The sequence below is a fragment of the Streptomyces sp. NBC_00286 genome, assembly GCF_036173125.1.
In the GTDB taxonomy this organism is placed as follows: Bacteria; Actinomycetota; Actinomycetes; order Streptomycetales; family Streptomycetaceae; genus Streptomyces.
Genome location: NZ_CP108054.1, coordinates 1,439,764 through 1,460,128, shown reverse-complemented (window position 1 = coordinate 1,460,128; position 20,365 = coordinate 1,439,764). Strand labels below are relative to the sequence as shown.

The window sequence follows — 20,365 nt, the reverse complement described above, 5'->3', positions numbered from 1 at the left end:
TCCAATCTCGAGGTGCTGTCCCTGCGTGAACAGAGCCAACGTGGCTTGTGGGCAACAGGTCACCAAACTCGTCGGCTGACGTTGATGGCATCGGTGGGACGGCTACGAGCCGGTGCGCGAGGTGAGGGGCCTAGGGGGTCTCTCTTTGGTCCACGTCCGTCCAGACCCTGGTGCGCGGTACTGCGAAGATTGGGTTGACTCTCACACTGTGTCAGCCAGTGAAGTGGCCGATGTCATGTTCAGCATTGGAGCATTCGCTAAGTACGGCGGCGTATCGGTGCGCATGCTGCGCCACTATGACGCCGTGGGGTTGTTGCGCCCTGCCCACGTCGACCCGCACACCGGCTACCGGTTCTACGAAGCCGACCAACTGGCCCGGCTCAACCGTGTGATCGCGCTCAAGGAGCTTGGCCTCACCCTGGATCAGGTAAGCGCCATCCTCGACGGTGAACTGGAGGCGGGCGAGTTGCGCGGGATGCTGCGGTTGCGCCGGGCCGAGCTCGAGTCGGCCATGGCGGCCGACGCGGCGCGGATGGCGCAGGTCGAGGCGAGGCTTCGGATGATCGAGAGTGAGGGACAGATGTCGTCTGACGACGTGGTGATCAAACGGATCCCGGCGATGCGTGTGGCAGAGCTGACGGCCGTTGTGGAGAGCTTCCAGCCGCAACTCATCACCCCGGTGATCACCTCGCTCTACGAGGAGTTGTGGAGCCGGATGCAGGCCGCCGGGCTCCGGGCGAGCGGTGCGGCCGTCGCGTACTACGAGAACCCCGAGGGGCCGGTGACCGTGCATGCGTCCATCCCGGTCGACTCTGAGCCGGCCCCGGTGGGAGACTTCTCCGTGGTGGATCTACCGGAGGTGGAAGCCGCGACACTGGTGCACAAAGGGCCGGCAGAGCAGGTCATCCCCAGCGTTCAGGCGCTTGCCCACTGGATCGACACAAATGGCTATACGTCGATGGGCCCCGCCCGTGAAATCACTCTCTCCTGCCCGCACTGCGGCGACCACGCGGTGACCGAGTTGCAAGAGCCGGTCGCCCGCCGCTGAATACCCTCGTCACGCTCAGGTACGGCACCAGACGAGTCCGCACGGAGTGCCCACCCGAGTAGAGACCTCCGCCCGCCCAGTACGTTCTCGGCGAATCCTCGTGGGCCAGGTGGTCTGTCGCGGGAATGTGACAGACGGGCGGCAGACTGTCACTTTTTCCTGCAACCGCCTCCCGCCGGGGCCAGCGGTGTCGGCCGGAGCGCCCGCACTGCCGACGGGCAGCAGCATCCGGGCTTCCCTGAACCAGCCGAGGCCTTTCGCGTGTCACTGTCCCAGCCGTCGCGTCGTGCTTCGGCGCGACTCCATCCGCGGATTCGGCCCGCGCCGCGAACAGTCAAGCCTTTGGGGACTTTGAAGGGGGGATCCAGAGCGAAGCCCCAGTGGCGGTTCGCACTCGGGGCAGGAGGGCGACCCCACCCGTCTCACCGCACCCCGTCCTCCTCAGCCAACACCCCCTGAGCCACCGCGAACGCCGAGTTCGCCGCCGGAACCCCGCAATACACAGCCGTCTGCAAGAGCACCGCGCCGATCTCCTCGGGCGTAAGCCCATTACGCCGAGCCGCGCGCACATGCATCGCCAACTCGTCATAGTGGCCATGCGCGACCAGCGCCGTAAGCGTGATCAGGCTGCGCTCGCGCCGCGACAGCGTGTCGTCCGTCCAGATCTCCCCCCACGCGTAACGCGAGATGAAGTCCTGGAAGCGGGCCGTGAACGGCGACTGCCGGGCCTGCGCGCGGTCCACGTGCGCGTCGCCCAGCACCTGCCGCCGCACCTCCATCCCCCGCTTCGCCCCACCGTCGAAGTGCCCGCGCAGAGCGGTGAGTACGGCCTCCGGCCGCTCGGCGGGGGCCAGGTGCGAGGCGCCCGGAATCTCGCTGAGCGCGGCACCGGGCACGGCGTCGGCGATCTCCCGCAGATGCGCGGGCGGGGTCGCCGGGTCGTCGCGGCCGGCGATGAGGAGAGTCGGGGCGGTGATCCGCGACAGGCGGTCGCGGATGTCGAAGGCCGCGAGTGCGTCGCAGCAGGCGGCGTATGCGTCGGGGTCCGCCGTGCGGTGGTCCTCGACGAGCTCCGGGACGGTGAAACCGGGCGTGAACCAACGGGAGTTGGCGGTCGCTGCAAGCTCGCCAAGACCTGACGCGCGGACGTGCGCGGCCCGTTCCTCCCACGGCTTGGACCCGTTGAAGTGGGCCGAGGAGCAGATCACGGCGAGGCGATCGATCCGCTCCGGGTGGTACGCCGCGAGCTGCAGCCCCACCGCGCCGCCGAGCGAGACCCCCGCGTACGAGAAGCGGTCGATGCCGAGTGAGTCCGCGAGAGAGAGGACGAGTGAGGCGAGGTCGGCGACGGTCGCGCCGGGGCCGATCAGGTCGGCGGGCGAGCCGCCGTGGCCGGGGAGGTCCCAGCGTACGACCCGGTGGGTGATGGACAGTTCGGGCGCGACCTTGTCCCACAGGGCCGTCGACGTACCGAGGGACGGGCCGAGGAACAGCGGGGGAGCGGTGGTGGGTCCCTCGGCGCGGTGGTTGAGCAGCCTACTTGTCAACGTCGCTCCAGAGCACGGTCGGTGAGGGCTCCAGCGGAGCCGGTGTACTGGGTCGGGTCCGCGAGGACAGCCAGGTCGAGTTCCTTCAACTCGGGCTCCTCGGCGAGGACTTCGACGAGCGGACGGTTCTCCGCGGTGGCCCGCTCGGCCGCCCGAGTGAGCAACTCCTTCGCGCGGGCCCGCCCGAGTACCGGCGCGAGTTCGGCGGACAGCCGCTCGGAGACGATCAGGCCATGCGTGAGGTCCAAGTGCGCGCGCATCGCGTCCGCGTGCACCTGGAGGCCTTCGGCCAGCTCGGCCGCGTCGCGCGCCGCTCCGCCGACCAGGCGCAGCAGCTCACGCAGCGGCTCCCACTCGGCATGCCAGGCACCGGCGGGGCGCTCGTCCTCGGCTGCCAGCGACCCGTACAGCGTCGCGGCAAGCTGCGGCGCACGCCGGGCCGCGGCGGCGATCAGCGTGGCGCGCACGGGGTTCGCCTTGTGCGGCATCGCGGAGGAACCGCCACCGGATCCCTCGCTCAGCTCGCGGATCTCCGTACGGCTGAGCGTGAGCACATCCGCCGCCGTCTTGCCGAGCGCGCCCGCCGTGAACGCGAGGGCGCCCGCGAGATCGGCAACCGGAGTGCGCAGCGCGTGCCACGGCAACACCGGTGCGGCTAGGCCGACTTCACGCGCGTACGCCTCGACCAGCGCGCCGGTGTCAGCAGCCCCGTACGCGGTGAAGGCCGCCAACGTGCCCGCCGCGCCCCCGAGTTGGGCCGGGAGCAAGTCACGTACCGCCTGCAACCGATCCCGCGCGTCCAGCACCAGGGACCGCCAACCCGCCGCCTTGAGACCGAAGGTCGTCGGCACCGCGTGCTGCGTCAACGTCCGCCCCGGCATGGCCGTGTCCCGATGCTCCCGAGCGTGCCGGGCCAGCGCACGCTCCGCACGGGCCAGGTCCGCCAGGACGAGATCAAGAGTCCGCGCGGCCACCAGCATCATCGCCGTGTCCATGATGTCCTGGCTGGTCGCGCCTCGGTGGACGTACGGGGCGTACTCCTCGTCCACCGCGCCTACCGCCGCGGTCAGGTCCGCGACCAGCGGGATCACCGGATTGCCGCCGCCCCGCGCGCGCCGCGCGAGGTCCTGGACGTCGAAGCGTGCGCCATCGGCGACCGCCGCGTCCACCGCCGCGGCGGCCTCCGCAGGCGCGAGGCCGAGCGAGGCCTGTGCGCGGGTGAGCGCCGCCTCCGCCTCCAGCAGCGCCTGGAGAAAGGCGGTGTCGCCGGTCGCGGACGCGGCGGGAGACCCTGCCCATCCGGGGGCGAGCAGGCCGTCGGTGTCGCCGAGGGTCACTTGAACTCCAGGAAGACCGTTTCGCCTTCGCCCTGAAGGCGGATGTCGAAACGGTACGTGCGCCGCTCGCCGGGCCGTGCGACCAGCGTGGCCCGGCGCCCGTCCGGCAGCGAGTCGAGCAACGGGTCGGCGCCGTCGGCCAGATAGGCCCGCGTGTAGAGGTGGTGCAGCAGACCGCGCGCGAACACGCACACGCTGATGTACGGCAGCCCGGCGTTGCCCGGCGGCAGCGTATACAGCGCGTAGTGCCCGTCGGCGTCCGTGGCGACCCGCCCGAAACCGGTGAAGTCGGTGCCGTTGCGGCCGAGGTAGCCGCCGGTTACCGGGTTGCGGCGGATCGAGCCGGGGGCACCCTTGAGTGAGCCGTCCGGAGCCGCCTGCCAGAACTCCAGCACGGCGTCCGGGATCGGCTTGCCCTCGCCGTCCAGGACGTACCCGTGCAGCGTGATCTGGTCGGGGTGCCCCTTCGGCGCGACCTGCTCGCCCTCGGGGAAGGGCAGCGCGTACCCGTAGAAGGGGCCGACGGTCTGGGAGGGCGTGGGGAGGACCTGCCCGGTGGTGTTCTCGCTCATGGTCAGCGACCTTCCTCGATCCAGGTGGCGGAGGGACCGTCGAGAACGATGTCCCACTCGTAGCCGAGCGAGAACTCGGGCTGCGAAAGGTCGTGGCGGTACTCCGCGACCAGGCGGGCGCGGGCCGCTTCGTCGGTCACCGAGCGCAGGATCGGGTCGTACCGGAAGAGCGGGTCGTTGGGGAAGTACATCTGCGTCACCAGCCGCTGCGTGAACGCCGTGCCGAAGACGGAGAAGTGGATGTGCGCGGGGCGCCAGGCGTTGGTGTGATTGCGCCATGGGTACGCGCCCGGCTTGATCGTCCGGAAGGAGTACCGGCCCTGTTCATCCGTCAGCGCCCGTCCCACGCCGGTGAAGTTGGGGTCGAGGGGCGCCGGGTGCTGGTCCCGCAGATGCGCGTACCGGCCCGAGGCGTTGGCCTGCCACAGCTCGATGAGCTGGCCGCGTACCGGGCGCCCTTCGCGGTCGAGCAGCCGCCCGGAGACGGTGATGCGCTCGCCGAGCGGTTCGCCCTGGTGCTGCACGGTGAGGTCGTTGTCGATGTCGGTGATGTCGGTCGGACCGAACACCGGACCGGCCAGCTCGACCGTCTCCGGATCGCCGCCGTTCACCGCGACGAGCGGCTGCTTGGGGTACCGCAGCACGGAGCTGCGGTACGGGGCGTAGTCGCGTGGCGGGTGGTGCCGGACCGGGGCGCCGCCGGCGACGGCCTTGTCGTACGCGTTCTGGGCGTCGTTGATCTCGACGTCGATGTCCGACTGGGTCAGTGTCATGAGGATTCCGATTCCTGCGGGTCCTGGGCAGTCTTAGCGTTCGAGGACGAGGGCCAGACCCTGGCCGACGCCGATGCAGAGGGTGGCGACGCCAACTCCCGAGCCAGCCCGGGCGAGTTGGTGGGCGACGCTCCCGGCGAGACGGGCACCGGAGGCGCCCAGCGGGTGGCCGAGGGCGATCGCGCCGCCCTGCGGGTTGAGGACCGCCGGGTCGAACTCCGGCCACTCGGCGACGCAGCCGAGCACTTGGGCGGCGAAGGCCTCGTTGAGTTCGAGAGTCGACAGCTCGTCAAATCGCTTGCCCGCCTTGGCGAGTGCGCGGTTGACGGCCTCGACGGGGGCGAGCCCGAAGTAGTGCGGGTCGATCGCGGAGACACCGGAGGCGGAGACCCGGGCGAGCGGCTCGCGACCGGTGGCTCGCAGGCCCTCCTCGTCGACGAGCAGCAGAGCCGCGGCACCATCGTTGAGAGGCGACGCGTTGCCTGCCGTCACCGTGCCGCTGTCTTTACGGAACGACGGCTTGAGCTTGGCCATCGCGGCGAGGGACGCATCAGGTCGTACGCATTCATCGGCGCCGAAGACGACCGGGTCGCCCTTGCGCTGCCGGATCGACACGGGCGCGAGCTCGGCGTCGAACAAGCCATCCGCCTGGGCGCGAGCCGCCTTCTGATGGGAGGCCAGCGCGAACTCGTCCTGCTGCTCCCGGCTGATCTTGTGCTTGTCGGCGATCAACTCCGCGCTCTCGCCCAGCGGGACGGTCCACTGCGGGTCCATCTTCGGGTTGACCATGCGCCAGCCGAGCGTCGTCGAGTACAGCTCGGTGTGCCCGGCCGGGAAGGGCTTGTCGCTCTTCGGCAGCACGTACGGAGCGCGGGTCATCGACTCGACACCGCCGGCCAGGGCGATGGAGGCGTCGCCGAGCGCGATGGCCCGCGCGGCCTGGATGACGGCCTCGAGCCCGGAGGCGCACAGCCGGTTGACGGTCACGCCCGGTACGGACGTGGGCAGGCCCGCGAGAAGGGCGGCCATGCGGCCGACGTTGCGGTTCTCCTCGCCCGCGCCGTTCGCGTTGCCGAAGTACACGTCCTCGATCCGCGACGGGTCCAAGTCGGGCGTACGGGCGAGGAGTTCACGGATGGCGTGCGCGGCGAGGTCGTCCGGTCGTACCCCTGCCAGCGAGCCGTTGTACCTGCCGAACGGAGTGCGGACGGCATCGACGATGTAGACGTCCCTCATACGATCTCAATCTCCTCCGGAGTGCGAACCTTCGCGGCGGTCTTCGCGATGATCTCCTCGGCTTCGACACCCGGCGCCGTCTCCACCAGCACCAGGCCCTCGTCCGTCACGTCCAGTACCCCCAGATCCGTGATGATCCGGTTGACGCACGCCTTGCCGGTGAGCGGCAGCGCGCAGTCCTGAAGGATCTTCGGCGAGCCGTCCTTGGCGGTGTGCGTCATCACGACGATCACTCTGCGGGCTCCGTGCACCAGGTCCATGGCGCCGCCGATCCCGGTGATCAGCTTGCCGGGGATGGCCCAGTTGGCGAGGTCGCCACCGGCGGACACCTGCATGGCGCCGAGTACGGCGACATCGATATGGCCGCCGCGGATCATCCCGAAGGAGAGGGAGGAGTCGAAGTACGAGGCGCCGGGCAGGACCGTGACGGTCTCCTTGCCGGCGTTGATCAGGTCCGGGTCGACCTGGTCCTCGGTCGGGTACGGGCCGGTGCCGAGGATGCCGTTCTCGGACTCCAGGATCACCTCGACGCCGGGCGGGAGGTAGTTGGGGATCAGCGTCGGCAGTCCGATGCCGAGGTTCACGTACTGGCCGTCCTCCAGCTCGCGCGCGGCGCGGGCGGCCATCTCTTCACGTGTCCAGGCCATCAGGAACTCACCGTCCGCTGCTCGATCTTCTTGTCTGCCGCCTGCTCGGGGGTCAGGGCGAGCACCCGCTGGACGAAGATCCCCGGCAGATGCACCGCGTCCGGGTCGATCTCGCCGGGCTCGACGAGTTCCTCGACCTCGGCGATCGTCACCCGGCCGGCCATCGCGGCCAGCGGGTTGAAGTTGCGGGACGACTTGTTGAAGACCAGGTTCCCGTGCCGGTCGCCCTTCGCGGCCCGTACGAGGGCGAAGTCGGTGCGGATGCCGTGCTCCAGCACATACTCCGTGCCTTCGAACTCCCGCACCTCCTTCGGCGGTGAGGCGAGCGCGACGCCGCCCTCACCGTCGTACCGCCAGGGCAGTCCGCCGTCGGCGACCTGGGTGCCGACGCCGGCCGGCGTGTAGAAGGCGGGGATGCCGGCGCCGCCGGCCCGCAGCCGCTCGGCCAGGGTGCCCTGCGGGATCATCTCGACCTCGATCTCACCGGCCAGGTACTGCCGGGCGAACTCCTTGTTCCCCCCGATGTACGACCCGGTGACGCGGGTGATGCGGCCCGCGGCGAGGAGTATCGCGAGCCCCGACTCCATCGCCCCGCAGTTGTTGGAGACCACACCCAGTCCGGAGACCTCACGCTCGTGCAGAGCCTGGATCAACACGTTCGGCACACCGCTCAGCCCGAAACCGCCGACCGCGAGCGATGCGCCGTCCGGTACATCGGCCACCGCCTCGGCGGCTGTGGCGACCACCTTGTCCATCCGTGAAGCCCCATCTCTTCGAGCGGCCAGTGGCCGTGTTGCTGAGCTTATTACTCAGGGCACTGACTATTTCTGCGAGGTTGTCCTCACGCTGCCATCGGTCGGTTCGATCGTCAAGAGTTCGCACGTAATGGCACGTGATTGCAGGTGAGGTGTGGGTCGCTTCGGTACAGACAGTGGTGTGCCGCGACCGGTATCGTTCAGTACACCGACGAATTCGAGGAGCGCACATGGCCGCGGTGGACCTCACCACCCACCCCGGGCACCTGGCCCGGCGGCTGCAGCAGGCGCACTACCTGCTATGGAACACGATGGTCTCCGAGGAGATCACCTCGCCGCAGTTCGCGGTGCTCAACGCGCTCGTCGCCGAGCCGGGCCTTGACCAGCGGACCGTAGGGGAGCGGGTGGGTCTGGACCGCTCCACCATCGCCGAGGTCATCAGCCGACTGGGCCGCCGCGGCCTGCTCGACAAGGTCCGCGACCCACAGGACGGCCGCCGCTTCCTGCTCCGCCTCACGGACGAGGGGGTGCGTACGCACCGGAAGCTGACGGTGCGGACGGCTCGGATGAACCAGGTGTTCTTGGCGCCGTTGTCGGCGGAGGAGCAGGCCGTGTTCTTCGACCTGCTCCAGAGGGTGTCGGATGCGGCGGAGGGGTTGCGGAACCCGGGGGAGCCGGTTGCCTCCGGCGGTTGAGCAGGTTGGCCCGCCGGAGGCAAGGGGCCTGGGGGCGCAGCCCCCAGTTTCGGGAAGGGGCGGGGCTGGGGAAAGAAAACCCCGCCCCCGCCCACGTCACGCCTTCGCGTACACCACCCAAACCTGCCCGCGGGCGAACGGCAACGGCTCGCCGTCCCGAGTCGTGAACTCGGTTCCGTCCTCGGCCGACGCCCGCTTCCAGTCGGCATCGAAGCTGCGCCCGTCGCGCAAGACCTTCGCCCTGCCCGCACCCACCGTCTCCGTGTACGGCGTGTTGTTCCCCAAGAAGTCCTTGAACTGCGACTTGCGAATCTTCACGTACTGCACGACCACCGTCGAGGCAGCCATCTGCGGCCCATCGGTCGTAGCGCTCGGCCTGCCGTCCATGGACACCAGCCACCGCTCCCGACTCTGGGACCAGGTAAAGGTGAACCGCGCCGCAGGAAAGCGCACGGTGTGCGACGACTCGGCCGCACCGCCCGCAGGCAGCGCCCCGTACTCAAACCCGGTGGTCAACGCCTCCGCCCCGGCGGCGGACTTCAACAGCCGCCCGGGACGCAGATACAGATTGTGCGGCGCGGGCTTGTCGGTACCCCGGTAGTACGCCTTCGGGTTCTCCTCCGGCGGCGCCGCGTGCAACGGCGCCTCGTCGATCAGCGGCAGCAACTTCCCCTGCGCCCCAGAAAAGGCAAGCGTCGGCTCGTCGAACTGCCGCAGCAACTCCAGATCGGACTCACGCGCACTGCGCACCGGCCCGATCGCCTTCGGAAACTTGGTCGCGTACACCGCCATCAGCCGGCTGAGCCCACCCTCCACCTGCTCGGCGTACACGATGTCCGCCGCGTCGATGCCCGTGTGCGGCCGTGCCCGACTCGCGTTGTCGATCTTCACGGCGAGAACCGAACCGGCGCCCGGACTGCCGTCGCCCGGCCCGCGACCGTCGTCGGTCTCCTCCGGCGTGCAACCCGCCATCGCGGAGCCCGCCAGCAAGGCGGCCAGCAGCGCCGCCACCACCGTGGAGCGCCGCGTGCGCCCCCTCAGCCCCGCCCGCCTCATGCCTTCGCTGTCCACTATGCTCCGCTTCGCCGCTTTTCTGATTTGGGATTCAATCAGTGTCCTACCCAATCGGCCAAGGTCGAAGGCGGCTCACTCAGCCGTGTGGGTAACGGGGGACAGGTGAGGAGACGGGCGGTCGTGTCAGTCGTACGGCTCGGTCCTACGCACCCAGGATCTCCGCCAGGTTGTACCGCACCGGCTCCTCCAGCTGCGCATACGTGCAGCTCTCCGGCGTCCGGTCGGGCCGCCAGCGGCGGAAGCGGGCCGTGTGCCGGAAGCGTTGACCGTTCTCCATGTGGTCGTACGCCACCTCGCACACCCGCTCCGGTCTGAGCGGCACCCAGGACAGGTCCTTCTTGCCCGACCAGCGGCTGGGCGCACCCGGCAGCCGTGCCGTCTCGTGCGCCGCCTCCTCCGCCCAGGCGGCCCACGGATGCCCCTCGGCCGACTCCATACGGAGCGGCTCCAGCTCCCCGACCAGCTCCTCGCGCCGCTTCATCGAGAACGCTGCGCTCACCCCCACGTGCTGCAGGGCGCCCTGGGCGTCGTACAGGCCGAGCAGCAGCGAACCCACGACGGGCCCGCTCTTGTGGAGGCGGTAGCCCGCGACGACCACGTCCGCCGTGCGCTCGTGCTTGACCTTGAACATCAGGCGCTCGTCCTGCCGGTAGCGCAGGGTGAGCGGCTTGGCGATCACCCCGTCGAGGCCCGCGCCCTCGTACTGCTCGAACCACCGCTGCGCCACCTCGATGTCGGTGGTCGCCGGTGCCACATGGACGGGAGGCGTGACCTGGGCCAACTCCCGTTCCAGCAGCGCTCGTCGGTCGCCCAGCGGCACGTCCACCAGTGACTCGTCGGCGAGCGCGAGCAGGTCGAAGGCCACGAACGAGGCCGGCGTCCGCTCGGCGAGCAGCCTCACCCGTGAATCGGCCGGGTGGATCCGCTCCGTGAGCGCGTCGAAGTCCAGCCGCCCCTCCCGCGCGATCACGATCTCCCCGTCCAGTACACACCGCTCGGGCACCCGCTCCCGCACCGCCTCCACCAGCTCGGGGAAATACCTGGTCAGCGGCTTGCCGGTACGGCTGCCGAACTCCACCTCGGCCCCGTCGCGGAACACGATCGCCCGGAACCCGTCCCACTTCGCCTCGTAGTGCATGCCCGGCGGAATCTTCGCCACTGGTTTGGCGAGCATGGGTTTCACGGGCGGCATCACTGGCAGATCCATGTCTTAGATTCTGCGCCGCCGTGTTCCCTGACGCTTTCTGAGCCGAGAGGCGGCGCGAGACGGTGCTGGCTCTTCGGGCCCGGGTCGGCGTTCTGGATGCGGATCTAGCCGCCGCGCGCGCGGGCGGCACGCGCGGCAGCCGGGGCACGCCACACTCAGCGGACCAGTCCGGCCGCCGCGCCGAGTGAGCCTCAGCGCTCGCCGGACGAAGCGGCCGGGCTCTCCTGCGCGGGCTGCTCGTGGGCGTCCGCTTCCAGCGGTGGTGCGGCGTGCCGGTCGGTGCGGTGCTGGTCACGCGGCACGGTCATCCTGAGCCGGGGGGTGCCTGCGGCTCCCGGCGGGACGGGGGCGGGCCGGCGGGCGGTCAGGCGTCCGACCCAGCGGCGGCCGCAGACCGGGCAGGCGGGAGCACCCTGGGGGTCGTAGGGGGACGGCACGCCGTGGCCGTCGCGGGTGAAGTACTCCCATTCGTCGCCGTTCTCGTCGCGGTAGTACTGCACGTCGTAGTCGGCGCTCCATGTGCGCCAGCAGTGGCCGCAGGTGAATTCCACGCGCTCCACAGCCAGTTCGGTGATCATCGGCTTGCCTCCCTTCCAAGAGCCGTCGGTCAGCGCAGCCACGGATCCGTCTGCCGCAGCCAGTGCAGGAGCTGGTTGGCCAGCCCCTGGCCATCCCAACCGGGTGGGAGAACCGCGAACCGCGGGCCGATACGCACCGACGCGGAAAAGAACAGTCCGTCCTCGGCGCCCAGGAGCCGGCTCGACACCTCGCGCCCTGCCCGGTGCTTAGGCGCAGGCCTCGCAGGGGAGGTCCGCGGCCTTCGGGTGACACGGACAGGTACCGGCTGACCGGCACCTGTACGCGGCGTGTGCCCGTCCCGCCCGGCGTCGTAGTCCGCGCGTCGCCCCGGATCGCCCAGTGTGTCGTAGGCGGCGAGGACGTCGGCGAGGCGATCCGCCGCTGCCGGATCCGCCGGCCGGGCATCCGGGTGCAGCAGCCGCACCAGCCTGCGATAGGCGGAGGTGATCTCTCCGGCGGAGGCGTCACGTGGGACGTCGAGGACCGCGTAGTGGTCGCGCCGCGGTCGCTGCCCTGGCATCATCGTCCTCACCTCCCCGGCAGCTTGACCTGCGCGGATCCTAAGAGCCTCCCATCAACAAGGCATATAACCTTGCCCAGATGGTGTCAATATGCACCTTTTGGGTATGCGAGGTGATGAGAGAGGTCCGTGGAAGCGGCCGTCCACGACGGCCCTGTCACAGTCCGAGAGGAGCGTGACCGGGATGCTGCTGCGCACCGATCCCTTCCGTGAACTGGACCGCCTGGCCGAGCAGTTGCTGGGGACAGTGGCCCGGCCGGTGACCATGCCGATGGACGCGTACGAGCGTGAGGGTGCGTTCTGGGTCCACCTGGACCTTCCGGGTATCGACCCGGACAGCATCGATCTGAGCGTCGAGCAGAACGTGCTGACCGTACGCGCCGAGCGTGCGGCGCCGGACGTCGCCCAGTCGGAGCTGGTCGTGGCCGAGCGCCCGTACGGGGTGTTCCGGCGGGAGCTGTTCCTGGGCGAGACCCTGGACGTGGAGCACGTCGAGGCCAGTTATGACGCCGGGGTGCTGACGGTCAAGATCCCGGTGGCTGAGCAAGCGAAGCCCCGCAAGATCGAGATCAGTCACGCCGAGGAGAAGAAGGAACTCTCCGGCTGACGGCCAGGCGTCCAGACCCGTGGCCCGACCTGAAAGGGTCGGGCCACGGGCTGCTTCCGCACCGGACGGATGTGACGTAGCTCCTACGCGGCTTCTTGCAGACCTGCGGAGGATGGCGGCACTCAGCCCGTCGTCCGGTCGGCGGGCCGCAGGAAGGAAGAAGTCCGCCCATGTCTGAGCATGTGCACGTCCGCATCAACCGAGGTCTCGGTGCCACCGAGAACGGTGAACTCGTAGAGCACTCCTCCTGCCGTTGTGGAGCCACCTGGACCAAGACCTATCGCGTAGGGGAAGAGGACGCCGAGTAGGGCGTACGTACGCAGCGCCCGCGCCTCCTGGGACAGGGCCGGTGGGCGGGGAAGCCGTTTCAGCTACGGCTCAGGGATGGAACCACGGCATCGGGACACTCTGACAACGGAGGTGGATGCCATGGGCACGGCAACACTCTCGCCGGTCAATTCCCACAACGAGTGGGACCCGCTGGAGGAGATCATCGTCGGGCGTCTCGACGGCGCGACGATCCCCGGCCACCATCCGGTCGTGGCCTGCAACATCCCCCCGTGGGCGGGGCGGCTGCAGGGACTCGCCGCCGGCTTCAGGTACCCGCGCCTGCTGCTCGAGCGGGCGCAGCAGGAACTCGATCAGTTCATCGGGCTGCTGGAGTCCCTCGACGTCACGGTCCGGCGGCCGGAGCCGGTCGACCACAAGAAGCGCTTCGGCACCCCCGACTGGTCGTCGCGCGGTTTCTGCAACACCTGCCCGCGGGACAGCATGCTCGTGATCGGCGACGAGATCATCGAGACCCCGATGGCATGGCCGTGCCGGTACTTCGAGACCCACTCCTATCGCCCGATCCTCAAGGACTACTTCCGGCGCGGCGCACGCTGGACGGCGGCACCGCGACCGCAGCTCACCGACGAACTCTTCGAGCCCGGTTTCCGTCCCGCCGCGGCCGGCGAGCCCGTGCGCCTCATCCTCACCGAGTTCGAGCCGGTTTTCGACGCGGCGGATTTCGTGCGCGCGGGACGGGACCTGTTCGTGACGAGGAGCAACGTCACCAATCGCATGGGCATCGACTGGCTGCGCCGCCATCTCGGTCCCGCCTATCGCATCCACGAGATCGAGAGCAGCTGCCCCACTCCCATGCACATCGACACGACCTTCGTGCTGCTCGCGCCCGGCAAGGTCCTGGTCAATCCGGAATACATCGACGTCGACCGCTTGCCCGACGTCCTGGACACGTGGGACGTCCTGGTCGCCCCCGAGCCCGACCCGATCAACGAGCCCCTGCTCAAGATCACTTCGATGTGCGGCAAGTGGCTCAACATGAACGTGCTCATGGTCGACGAGAAGCGGGTGATCGCGGAGCGGCACCACACCGGCATGCTGCGGGCGCTCGAGAAATGGGGGTTCGAGCCGATCCCGTGCGACCTGCTGCACTACGCGCCGTTCGGCGGCTCGTTCCACTGCGCGACCCTCGACATCCGGCGTCGCGGCACGCTCGAGTCGTACTTCGATTGACCGGCCCTGGCGCCCTGTCGCTCGGTATGCGAGGGGCGTGCGGTACGCATACCGTGGCTCGCATGGGTGAAGCGGTGGAGCTGGAGGCGGGCGGGCGGACCGTGCGCCTGTCCAGCCCGGGGAAGGTCTTCTTCCCGGAGCGCGGCCTGACGAAGCTCGATGTCGCCCAGTACTACCTGGCTGTCGGCCCCGGCATCCTGCGCGCCCTGCGCAACCGGCCCACCACCCTGGAGCGCTACCCGGAGGGCGTGACCGGCGAGTCCTTCTTCCAGAAGCGGGCGCCCAAGAACATGCCCGACTGGATCCCGACCGCCCACATCACCTTTCCCAGCGGGCGCAGCGCCGACGAGATGTGCCCCACGGAGGTCGGAGCCGTGGTGTGGGCCGCGCAGTTCGGCACGCTCACCTTTCACCCGTGGCCGGTGCGCCGCGACGATGTCGACCACCCCGACGAACTCCGGCTCGACCTCGACCCGCAGCCCGGCACGGACTACGCCGACGCCGTCCGCGCCGCCCACGAACTGCGCGCCGTACTCCACGAGTTCGGCGGACTGCGCGGCTGGCCCAAGACCTCCGGCGGCCGGGGTCTGCACGTCTTCGTGCCCATCGAGCCGCGCTGGACCTTCACTCAGGTACGCCGCGCCGCGATCGCAGCCGGACGCGAACTGGAGCGCCGGATGCCCGACTACGTCACCATCGCCTGGTGGAAGGAGGAGCGCGGCGCGAAGATCTTCGTCGACTACAACCAGACGGCTCGCGACCGCACCATCGCCTCCGCCTATTCCGTACGTCCTCGTCCGCAGGCCCCGGTGTCCGCACCCCTGCGCTGGGAGGAGGTCGGCGAAGCCGTGCCCAAGGACTTCGACATCACGACCATGCCCGCGCGCTTCGCCGAACTCGGCGACGTGCACGCGGACATGGACGATCACGCCTTCTCCCTCGAGGCCCTGCTGGAACTGGCCCGCCGCGACGAACACGACCACGGCCTCGAGGACCTGCCGTACCCGCCCGAGTATCCGAAGATGCCGGGGGAACCCAAGCGGGTACAGCCGAGCCGGGCGAAGCGTGACAGGGGTTGAGCCGTGCTGCCGGGCTGTCACCCCGAGCCGGCGCTCGACGCTAGCCACGGCGCCCGCGGAGTCTGCGCATGCCCAGGGCGCAGACTCCGCAGAGGGCTCCCCATGCGGCGTTGACGGCGAAGACCGGGATGATCGCCTGCGGATGGGCGAGGGGACCCTCCAACTCTCCGTCGAGGAGGGGCGAGAGTACTCCGCTGAGCACGATGGTGCCGAGCGCGTAGGCGAGGCCGGCCGCGGTGAGGGTCAGCAGGGGTTCGCGCACCCGGCTGAGCGCACCGACCCCGATCCACACCAGGGAAATGGCCGCCGTGAGGATCAGCGGCGTGGCCGGCCTGCCGAGGCTGTCGCTCAGGCCGGTGATCGAGAACAGCGGCCTGATCAGCGCCGCGGCTGCCAGTCCGATCACCAGAGGCAGGTTCAGACGCTGAAGCTGGGTGGGGACCCGGGGCTCGTGCTCGTACGTGTTCATGCTGACGAGAGTGGACGGCGGGCGCGGCCCGTGGCGTCGGCCCCGGGCGGGCATTCGCCCTACACCCGAAGTTGTGGCCGGGGCGGTGACTCGTACATCCGTGGTTGCGGGGCGGGCCCCGCGGGTGTCCACGTCCGGCCGAGGGCGCAGGCCAAGAGGCTGCCTAGGCTGTTCTCATGGCACATGACAGTGCGCACCGGCTGCGGCTTCCACACGGTCGGGCGGCGGATCTGGCGTCGGCCTGCGGTGTCTTCCTGCTGGCGGCCGTCTGGAATGCGGCGCCGCTGATCCGCGAGGACCCCACGGAACCCTGGCCTGTGACCCTCCTCGGCTGGCTGCTGATCGTCGCCGCGTGCGGGGCGCTGTACTTCCGGCGCCGGTATCCGGTGGCTGTGACGGTGTTCACCCTGGCCGCCACCGCCGCCTACTACCTCACCAGCGCGTACGACGGCCCGCTCTTGGTCGCCCTGATCGTGGCGCTCTTCTCCGTGGCAGCCGAGGGCCGGCTGCGGGCGGCCGTCGCCATCGGCGCCGTTGTCGTCATCGGAGTGGGCATCGGAACGCTGGCCGGCAACGGGGACGTGAACGGCGTCGCCATCTTCATGCTCACGGGCTGGCTGGTGGCTGTGGTGGCGCTCGGCACGATGCGGCACGGGCGGTTCGCCTTCGCGGAGGAGGAGGCGCGACGGCGGGCCACCGAGGAGCGGCTGCGGATCGCGCGGGACCTGCACGACGTCATTGGGCACAACATCTCACTGATCAACGTGCAGGCGAGCGCCGCGCTGCACCGGCTGAAGAAGCACCCGGAGCAGGCCGAGGACGCCCTCGCCGCGATCAAGCAGAGCAGCCGGGAGGCGCTGGGGGAGCTGCGCGCCACGCTGGGGGTGCTGCGCCAGGTGGACGAGGAGGCGCCGACCAAGCCCGCGCCGGGGCTTGCCCGCCTCCATGAGCTGGTGGCCTCGGTGAAGCCGACGGGGCTCGACGTCAAGGTGTGCAACCTCGGGCAGGCGCGAGTGCTGCCCGCCGCCGTGGATCTCGCGGCGTTCCGCGTCGTGCAGGAGTCGCTGACCAATGTGACCCGTCATGCGCGCGGGGCCACGACGGTGGAGGTGCGGCTCGGCTTCGGGGAACGGGAGCTTTCGCTGGCGATCGAGGACGACGGCGACTACGGCGCCGTGGACCGCGGGGCCGGAAACCGCAACACCGGAGGCAGCGGCATCAAGGGGATGCGGGAGCGGGTGGCTGCGCTCGGCGGCGAACTGTCGGCGGGGCCGGGGCCCGGGCCGCGCGGTGGTTTTGCTGTCACCGCCCGTATTCCGTACGAGGATTGACACACCACCGACCACTCGTGTCATCCGACGATCGGAGCCGGCCTCATGATCAAGGTTCTGCTGGCGGACGACCAGCGCCTGGTGCGCGCCGGGTTCCGCTCCATCCTGGAGGACGAGGACGACATCACCGTGGTCGGAGAGGCGAGCGACGGCGAAGAGGCCGTGGCCGCCTGCCGGGAACTGCGGCCCGACGTCGCCCTGATGGACATCCGCATGCCGGGCGTGGACGGTCTCGAGGCCTCCCGCCGCATCGCCGACGATCCGCGTCTGTCCGACGTGCGGGTGGTCATCCTGACCACCTTCGACCTGGACGACTACATCTACGGAGCGCTGCGGGCGGGTGCCACCGGCTTTCTGGTGAAGGACACCGAACCGGAGGAGCTGTTGCGGGCGGTACGGGTGGCGGCACGCGGCGATGCGCTGATCAGCCCCTCGGTCACACGCCGGCTGATCGCGGAGTTCGCGGGCCGGGTCAAGGTGCCCGAGCTGAGCCCGCGCCTGAACGCGCTGACGCAGCGGGAGCGCGAGGTGATGGAGTTGGTGGCGGCCGGACTGACCAACGACGAGATCGCCGCGCGGCTGGTGTTGAGCCCTGCCACCGCCAAGACCCATGTCAGCCGCATCATGTCCAAGCTGGACGCCCGCGATCGCTCCCAGCTGGTGGTCATGGCGTACGAGTCGGGAATGGTGAGCCCCGGCTGGTTGTCGGAGTGACCTGCCGGGCCGATCCCAAACGCCCTGCCAAGCCGAGGCACCCCCGCCACCACACAACCACCGGACTACGCCCGGCCGTCCGGGACGCAACCGCTGGGGTAGCCCAGGTGTCCGCCAGAGGCTGACGCCCCCGGCCCAACCGTCCCACCACGCTGCGGGTATGAGCACAACGTCCCTGCGCGGCAAGGCCGCAGCCGCCCTGCTGGGCTTTCTGGTCGGCGGAGCCACGGGCTTTCTGCTGACCGAGACCGTGGGCGCCTTCCTCACCTTCGTCCTCGACCGCAGCCTCGATGTGGACGGCACCGGCGCACTGCTGGCCGCCTTCATCGCCGTGCCGATCCTGTGTGCCCTCGTGGGCGCGGCGATCGGCGCGCATCTGGCCGGTCGCCCTCCGTTCCAGAACAAGGGGTAGTAACCATGCCCGTCCCGCGCGGCACGACCGCGAACAAGACCTCCACCCCACCCGCCACCGCCCCTCCCACGGGCGTCTTCGGACGGCTCGCCGCCTGGTCCCAGCGCCATCGCTGGGGAGCCGTACTGCTGTGGGTGCTCCTGCTGGCCGTGCTCACGGTCGGCTCGCAGGCGGCCGGCAGCAGCTATCGCAATGACTTCACGCTGCCAGGAACCGATTCCCAGGCCGCGACCGACCTGATGAGGCAGCACGGTGAGTTGCAGGCCGGGGACAGCATCCAGATCGTCCTCGAGGATCAGCGGGGCATCGCCGAGCGCGAGGCCGCCGTGGAACGGATGCTCGGTCAGGTCCGCGGCCTGACCGGCGTGGCCGAGGTGCGCAGCCCCTACGACGACGCCTCCGCCGTATCCGCAGACGGCACGATCGGCTATGCCACGGTGACGCTCGACGACAAGGCGGAGAGCGTGCCCAAGGCCGACGTCACAAAGATCATCGACACCGCGCAGGCCGCCGCAGGGGACGGACTGCGGGTGGAACTCGGCGGCGATGCCGTGCGCGGCGCCGAGGAGGAAGAGGGAGGCGCCGCCGAAGGGGCCGGCATGCTCGCCGCGCTCGTCGTCCTGGTGGTGCTCTTCGGCTCGCTGGTGGCGGCCGCGCTGCCACTGGTCACGGCGCTGTTCGCGGTGGGCGGAGCGATCGGGCTGATCGCTCTGGCCTCGCATGTGTTCACCGTCGCCGACTTCACCCCACCGATCATGATGCTGGTCGGACTCGGTGTCGGCGTCGACTACGCACTGCTGATCTTCTACCGCTACCGGCACGAGCTCACCCACGGCGCAGACCCCACGAGCGCGGCCCGGCTCGCCTTGGACGCCGCCGGCCGCACCGTCTTCTTCGCCGGCTGCACCGTGATCATCGCGCTGCTCGGCCTGGTGGCGCTCGGCCTCGGCTCACTGCAGGGCGTCGCACTCGCGGTGGCGCTGACGGTCCTGGTCACCATGGCGGCCTCCCTGATCCTGCTGCCCGCCCTGCTCGCGCTGCTCGGCGGGCGGATCCAGCGCCACGTCCTCAAGCGTGCCGAGAAGGCCGCTGCCAAGGGCAGGGAAGAAGGCGCCCGGTGGCGGCAGTTGGCGGCGGCGGTGCAGCGCCGCCCGCTGCCCGCGCTGCTGGCCGCGCTCATCGCCCTCTGCGCGCTGTCCGCTCCGGCGCTCGGGATGCGCCTCGGCTTCGCCGACGCGGGCAACGACGCGCCCACCTCGACCAGTCGGCAGGCCTACGACCTCCTCGCGGAGGGCTTCGGCCCAGGCTTCAACGGTCCGCTGATCGTCGTCGCGGACGGCGACCGGGCGGCGGGCGAGGCCGTTCGCGCGGCCCTCGCCGAGGCCGACGGGGTCACCGCGACCAGCCCCGCGCTGCCCTCGAAGGACGGCAGGCTCGCCACGGTCATCGTCTTCCCCGAGACCGCGCCGCAGGACGAGGGCACCACCGACCTCGTGCACCGGCTCCGGGACGACGTACTGCCGCCGCTGGAGCGGGACACCGGTGCGGAGTTCCTGGTCGGCGGATCCACCGCTGCCACACAGGACTTCGCAGACAGTGTCACCCAGCGGATGCCGCTCTTCGTGGCGATCGTCGTCGGAATGTCGTCCTTGCTGCTGATGCTGGTCTTCCGCTCGGTCCTGATCCCGCTCAAGGCGGCCCTGCTGAACCTGCTGAGCATCTCCGCCGCGCTGGGTGTCATCACCCTTGTCTTCCAGGAAGGCTGGTTCGGGGTGCAGCCGGGGCCCATCGAGGCGTTCATCCCGGTGATGATCTTCGCGATCGTCTTCGGACTCTCCATGGACTACGAGGTGTTCCTGATCTCCCGTATCCACGAGGAATGGGAGCGTACGAAGGACCACGGCCACGCGGTCCGCGAGGGCCTGGCGGCCACCGGCAAGGTGATCACCGCGGCCGCGGCCATCATGATCGTGGTCTTCGCCGCCTTCGTCCTCAGCCCCAGCCGCATGCTGCAGCAGTTCGGCCTGGGCCTCGCGGTGGCGATCCTGCTGGATGCCCTGGTCATCCGCTGCCTGATCGTGCCCGCCGTGATGCGACTGCTCGGCCGCCACGCCTGGTGGCTCCCGGCGCCGCTCGCCAGGCGGCTGCCGAAGGTGGCGCTGGAGCGCCCCGAAGGTCACTGATTCCGAGGCGCGAGCACGCGAGAGCCCCGGCAGCCGTACGCGGAAGAATGCGCACGAAA

The 20,365-nt window shown here is 70.0% G+C and carries 22 protein-coding genes; 10 read left to right on the top strand and 12 right to left on the bottom strand.

What is annotated here, in order from left to right; translation table 11 throughout:
* Positions 1 to 235: 235 nt before the first annotated feature.
* Positions 236 to 1,048 (top strand): MerR family transcriptional regulator, encoded by an 813-nt coding sequence (locus tag OHT21_RS06730; protein WP_328773978.1) that lies wholly within the window; start codon positions 236 to 238, stop codon positions 1,046 to 1,048.
* 422 nt (positions 1,049 to 1,470) lie between these two features.
* On the opposite strand, the gene pcaDC is transcribed toward OHT21_RS06730, so the two are convergent.
* The 7 genes from pcaDC to OHT21_RS06695 are packed head-to-tail and all read right to left on the bottom strand — an operon-like array spanning position 1,471 to position 7,915.
* Entirely contained in the window at positions 1,471 to 2,595 is a 1,125-nt protein-coding gene (gene pcaDC / locus OHT21_RS06725) for a bifunctional 3-oxoadipate enol-lactonase/4-carboxymuconolactone decarboxylase PcaDC (RefSeq protein WP_328767329.1), read from the bottom strand.
* Entirely contained in the window at positions 2,592 to 3,932 is a 1,341-nt protein-coding gene (pcaB, locus tag OHT21_RS06720) for a 3-carboxy-cis,cis-muconate cycloisomerase (RefSeq protein WP_328767328.1), read from the bottom strand. Before pcaB ends, pcaDC begins: the two co-directional genes overlap by 4 nt.
* Entirely contained in the window at positions 3,929 to 4,504 is a 576-nt protein-coding gene (pcaG, locus tag OHT21_RS06715; RefSeq protein WP_328767327.1) for a protocatechuate 3,4-dioxygenase subunit alpha, read from the bottom strand. Before pcaG ends, pcaB begins: the two co-directional genes overlap by 4 nt.
* A gap of 2 nt (positions 4,505 to 4,506) precedes the next feature.
* Entirely contained in the window at positions 4,507 to 5,277 is a 771-nt protein-coding gene (pcaH, locus tag OHT21_RS06710) for a protocatechuate 3,4-dioxygenase subunit beta (protein ID WP_328767326.1), read from the bottom strand.
* Positions 5,278 to 5,310: 33 nt separating this feature from the next.
* On the bottom strand, positions 5,311 to 6,513 hold the full coding sequence (locus tag OHT21_RS06705) for a thiolase family protein (protein WP_328767325.1): 1,203 nt from the start codon (positions 6,511 to 6,513) through the stop codon (positions 5,311 to 5,313).
* Positions 6,510 to 7,160: a CoA transferase subunit B gene (locus OHT21_RS06700; protein WP_328767324.1), complete on the bottom strand. Its 651-nt coding sequence runs from the start codon at positions 7,158 to 7,160 to the stop codon at positions 6,510 to 6,512. The genes OHT21_RS06705 and OHT21_RS06700 overlap by 4 nt, the downstream gene beginning before the upstream one ends.
* A complete protein-coding gene (locus tag OHT21_RS06695) occupies positions 7,160 to 7,915 on the bottom strand; it encodes a CoA transferase subunit A (RefSeq protein WP_328767323.1) in 756 nt (251 codons plus the stop codon). The genes OHT21_RS06700 and OHT21_RS06695 overlap by 1 nt, the downstream gene beginning before the upstream one ends.
* 230 nt (positions 7,916 to 8,145) lie before the next feature.
* On the opposite strand from OHT21_RS06695, the gene OHT21_RS06690 reads away from it, so the two are divergent.
* A complete protein-coding gene (locus tag OHT21_RS06690; RefSeq protein ID WP_328767322.1) occupies positions 8,146 to 8,610 on the top strand; it encodes a MarR family winged helix-turn-helix transcriptional regulator in 465 nt (154 codons plus the stop codon).
* A gap of 96 nt (positions 8,611 to 8,706) precedes the next feature.
* Here the strand turns inward: OHT21_RS06690 and OHT21_RS06685 are convergent, their stop codons facing one another.
* The 4 genes from OHT21_RS06685 to OHT21_RS06670 all read right to left on the bottom strand — a co-directional run bounded on the left by OHT21_RS06685 (position 8,707) and on the right by OHT21_RS06670 (position 11,993).
* Positions 8,707 to 9,666 (bottom strand): DUF3048 domain-containing protein, encoded by a 960-nt coding sequence (locus OHT21_RS06685; RefSeq protein WP_328767321.1) that lies wholly within the window; start codon positions 9,664 to 9,666, stop codon positions 8,707 to 8,709.
* Between the two features lie 160 nt (positions 9,667 to 9,826).
* Entirely contained in the window at positions 9,827 to 10,891 is a 1,065-nt protein-coding gene (locus OHT21_RS06680) for an ATP-dependent DNA ligase (protein WP_328767320.1), read from the bottom strand.
* Positions 10,892 to 11,082: 191 nt separating this feature from the next.
* Positions 11,083 to 11,469 carry a hypothetical protein gene (locus OHT21_RS06675; RefSeq protein WP_328767319.1) on the bottom strand — a complete coding sequence of 129 codons (387 nt, stop codon included), beginning with the start codon at positions 11,467 to 11,469 and terminating at the stop codon, positions 11,083 to 11,085.
* A 29-nt stretch (positions 11,470 to 11,498) separates the two neighbouring features.
* Positions 11,499 to 11,993, bottom strand: coding sequence for a J domain-containing protein (locus OHT21_RS06670; protein ID WP_328767318.1), 495 nt, complete (start codon positions 11,991 to 11,993; stop codon positions 11,499 to 11,501).
* A 181-nt stretch (positions 11,994 to 12,174) separates the two neighbouring features.
* On the opposite strand from OHT21_RS06670, the gene OHT21_RS06665 reads away from it, so the two are divergent.
* From OHT21_RS06665 to ligD, 4 genes are all read left to right on the top strand, one after another.
* Positions 12,175 to 12,597: an Hsp20/alpha crystallin family protein gene (locus tag OHT21_RS06665; protein WP_328767317.1), complete on the top strand. Its 423-nt coding sequence runs from the start codon at positions 12,175 to 12,177 to the stop codon at positions 12,595 to 12,597.
* Positions 12,598 to 12,767: 170 nt separating this feature from the next.
* Positions 12,768 to 12,905, top strand: a complete 138-nt coding sequence (locus OHT21_RS06660) for a hypothetical protein (protein ID WP_328767316.1) — start codon at positions 12,768 to 12,770, stop codon at positions 12,903 to 12,905.
* 121 nt (positions 12,906 to 13,026) lie between these two features.
* Positions 13,027 to 14,118 carry an amidinotransferase gene (locus OHT21_RS06655; protein ID WP_328767315.1) on the top strand — a complete coding sequence of 364 codons (1,092 nt, stop codon included), beginning with the start codon at positions 13,027 to 13,029 and terminating at the stop codon, positions 14,116 to 14,118.
* 62 nt (positions 14,119 to 14,180) lie between these two features.
* Positions 14,181 to 15,197: a non-homologous end-joining DNA ligase gene (gene ligD, locus OHT21_RS06650; RefSeq protein ID WP_328767314.1), complete on the top strand. Its 1,017-nt coding sequence runs from the start codon at positions 14,181 to 14,183 to the stop codon at positions 15,195 to 15,197.
* Positions 15,198 to 15,237: 40 nt separating this feature from the next.
* Here ligD and OHT21_RS06645 read toward each other — a convergent pair whose 3' ends face one another.
* Entirely contained in the window at positions 15,238 to 15,666 is a 429-nt protein-coding gene (locus OHT21_RS06645) for a hypothetical protein (RefSeq protein ID WP_328767313.1), read from the bottom strand.
* A gap of 176 nt (positions 15,667 to 15,842) precedes the next feature.
* Here OHT21_RS06645 and OHT21_RS06640 point away from each other — a divergent pair, with 176 nt between their 5' ends.
* From OHT21_RS06640 to OHT21_RS06625, 4 genes are all read left to right on the top strand, one after another.
* The gene (locus OHT21_RS06640; RefSeq protein ID WP_328767312.1) at positions 15,843 to 16,997 is read left to right on the top strand and encodes a sensor histidine kinase; all 1,155 of its coding nucleotides are present in this window, start codon (positions 15,843 to 15,845) and stop codon (positions 16,995 to 16,997) included.
* 45 nt (positions 16,998 to 17,042) lie between these two features.
* Positions 17,043 to 17,711: a response regulator transcription factor gene (locus OHT21_RS06635; protein WP_328767311.1), complete on the top strand. Its 669-nt coding sequence runs from the start codon at positions 17,043 to 17,045 to the stop codon at positions 17,709 to 17,711.
* Between the two features lie 160 nt (positions 17,712 to 17,871).
* On the top strand, positions 17,872 to 18,123 hold the full coding sequence (locus tag OHT21_RS06630; protein WP_328767310.1) for a hypothetical protein: 252 nt from the start codon (positions 17,872 to 17,874) through the stop codon (positions 18,121 to 18,123).
* Between the two features lie 5 nt (positions 18,124 to 18,128).
* A complete protein-coding gene (locus OHT21_RS06625; RefSeq protein ID WP_328767309.1) occupies positions 18,129 to 20,306 on the top strand; it encodes an MMPL family transporter in 2,178 nt (725 codons plus the stop codon).
* Positions 20,307 to 20,365: the final 59 nt, after the last annotated feature.

Bases quoted from the DNA above. Each gene is read 5' to 3' on its own strand.
- OHT21_RS06730 (WP_328773978.1), top strand. From the start codon at position 236: ATGTTCAGCATTGGAGCATTCGCTAAGTACGGCGGCGTATCGGTGCGC.
- pcaG (WP_328767327.1), bottom strand. From the start codon at position 4,504: ATGAGCGAGAACACCACCGGGCAGGTCCTCCCCACGCCCTCCCAGACC.
- pcaH (WP_328767326.1), bottom strand. From the start codon at position 5,277: ATGACACTGACCCAGTCGGACATCGACGTCGAGATCAACGACGCCCAG.
- OHT21_RS06705 (WP_328767325.1), bottom strand. From the start codon at position 6,513: ATGAGGGACGTCTACATCGTCGATGCCGTCCGCACTCCGTTCGGCAGG.
- OHT21_RS06700 (WP_328767324.1), bottom strand. From the start codon at position 7,160: ATGGCCTGGACACGTGAAGAGATGGCCGCCCGCGCCGCGCGCGAGCTG.
- OHT21_RS06695 (WP_328767323.1), bottom strand. From the start codon at position 7,915: ATGGACAAGGTGGTCGCCACAGCCGCCGAGGCGGTGGCCGATGTACCG.
- OHT21_RS06690 (WP_328767322.1), top strand. From the start codon at position 8,146: ATGGCCGCGGTGGACCTCACCACCCACCCCGGGCACCTGGCCCGGCGG.
- OHT21_RS06685 (WP_328767321.1), bottom strand. From the start codon at position 9,666: ATGAGGCGGGCGGGGCTGAGGGGGCGCACGCGGCGCTCCACGGTGGTG.
- OHT21_RS06680 (WP_328767320.1), bottom strand. From the start codon at position 10,891: ATGGATCTGCCAGTGATGCCGCCCGTGAAACCCATGCTCGCCAAACCA.
- OHT21_RS06675 (WP_328767319.1), bottom strand. From the start codon at position 11,469: ATGATCACCGAACTGGCTGTGGAGCGCGTGGAATTCACCTGCGGCCAC.
- OHT21_RS06670 (WP_328767318.1), bottom strand. From the start codon at position 11,993: ATGATGCCAGGGCAGCGACCGCGGCGCGACCACTACGCGGTCCTCGAC.
- OHT21_RS06665 (WP_328767317.1), top strand. From the start codon at position 12,175: ATGCTGCTGCGCACCGATCCCTTCCGTGAACTGGACCGCCTGGCCGAG.
- OHT21_RS06660 (WP_328767316.1), top strand. From the start codon at position 12,768: ATGTCTGAGCATGTGCACGTCCGCATCAACCGAGGTCTCGGTGCCACC.
- OHT21_RS06655 (WP_328767315.1), top strand. From the start codon at position 13,027: ATGGGCACGGCAACACTCTCGCCGGTCAATTCCCACAACGAGTGGGAC.
- ligD (WP_328767314.1), top strand. From the start codon at position 14,181: ATGGGTGAAGCGGTGGAGCTGGAGGCGGGCGGGCGGACCGTGCGCCTG.
- OHT21_RS06645 (WP_328767313.1), bottom strand. From the start codon at position 15,666: ATGAACACGTACGAGCACGAGCCCCGGGTCCCCACCCAGCTTCAGCGT.
- OHT21_RS06640 (WP_328767312.1), top strand. From the start codon at position 15,843: ATGGCACATGACAGTGCGCACCGGCTGCGGCTTCCACACGGTCGGGCG.
- OHT21_RS06635 (WP_328767311.1), top strand. From the start codon at position 17,043: ATGATCAAGGTTCTGCTGGCGGACGACCAGCGCCTGGTGCGCGCCGGG.
- OHT21_RS06630 (WP_328767310.1), top strand. From the start codon at position 17,872: ATGAGCACAACGTCCCTGCGCGGCAAGGCCGCAGCCGCCCTGCTGGGC.
- OHT21_RS06625 (WP_328767309.1), top strand. From the start codon at position 18,129: ATGCCCGTCCCGCGCGGCACGACCGCGAACAAGACCTCCACCCCACCC.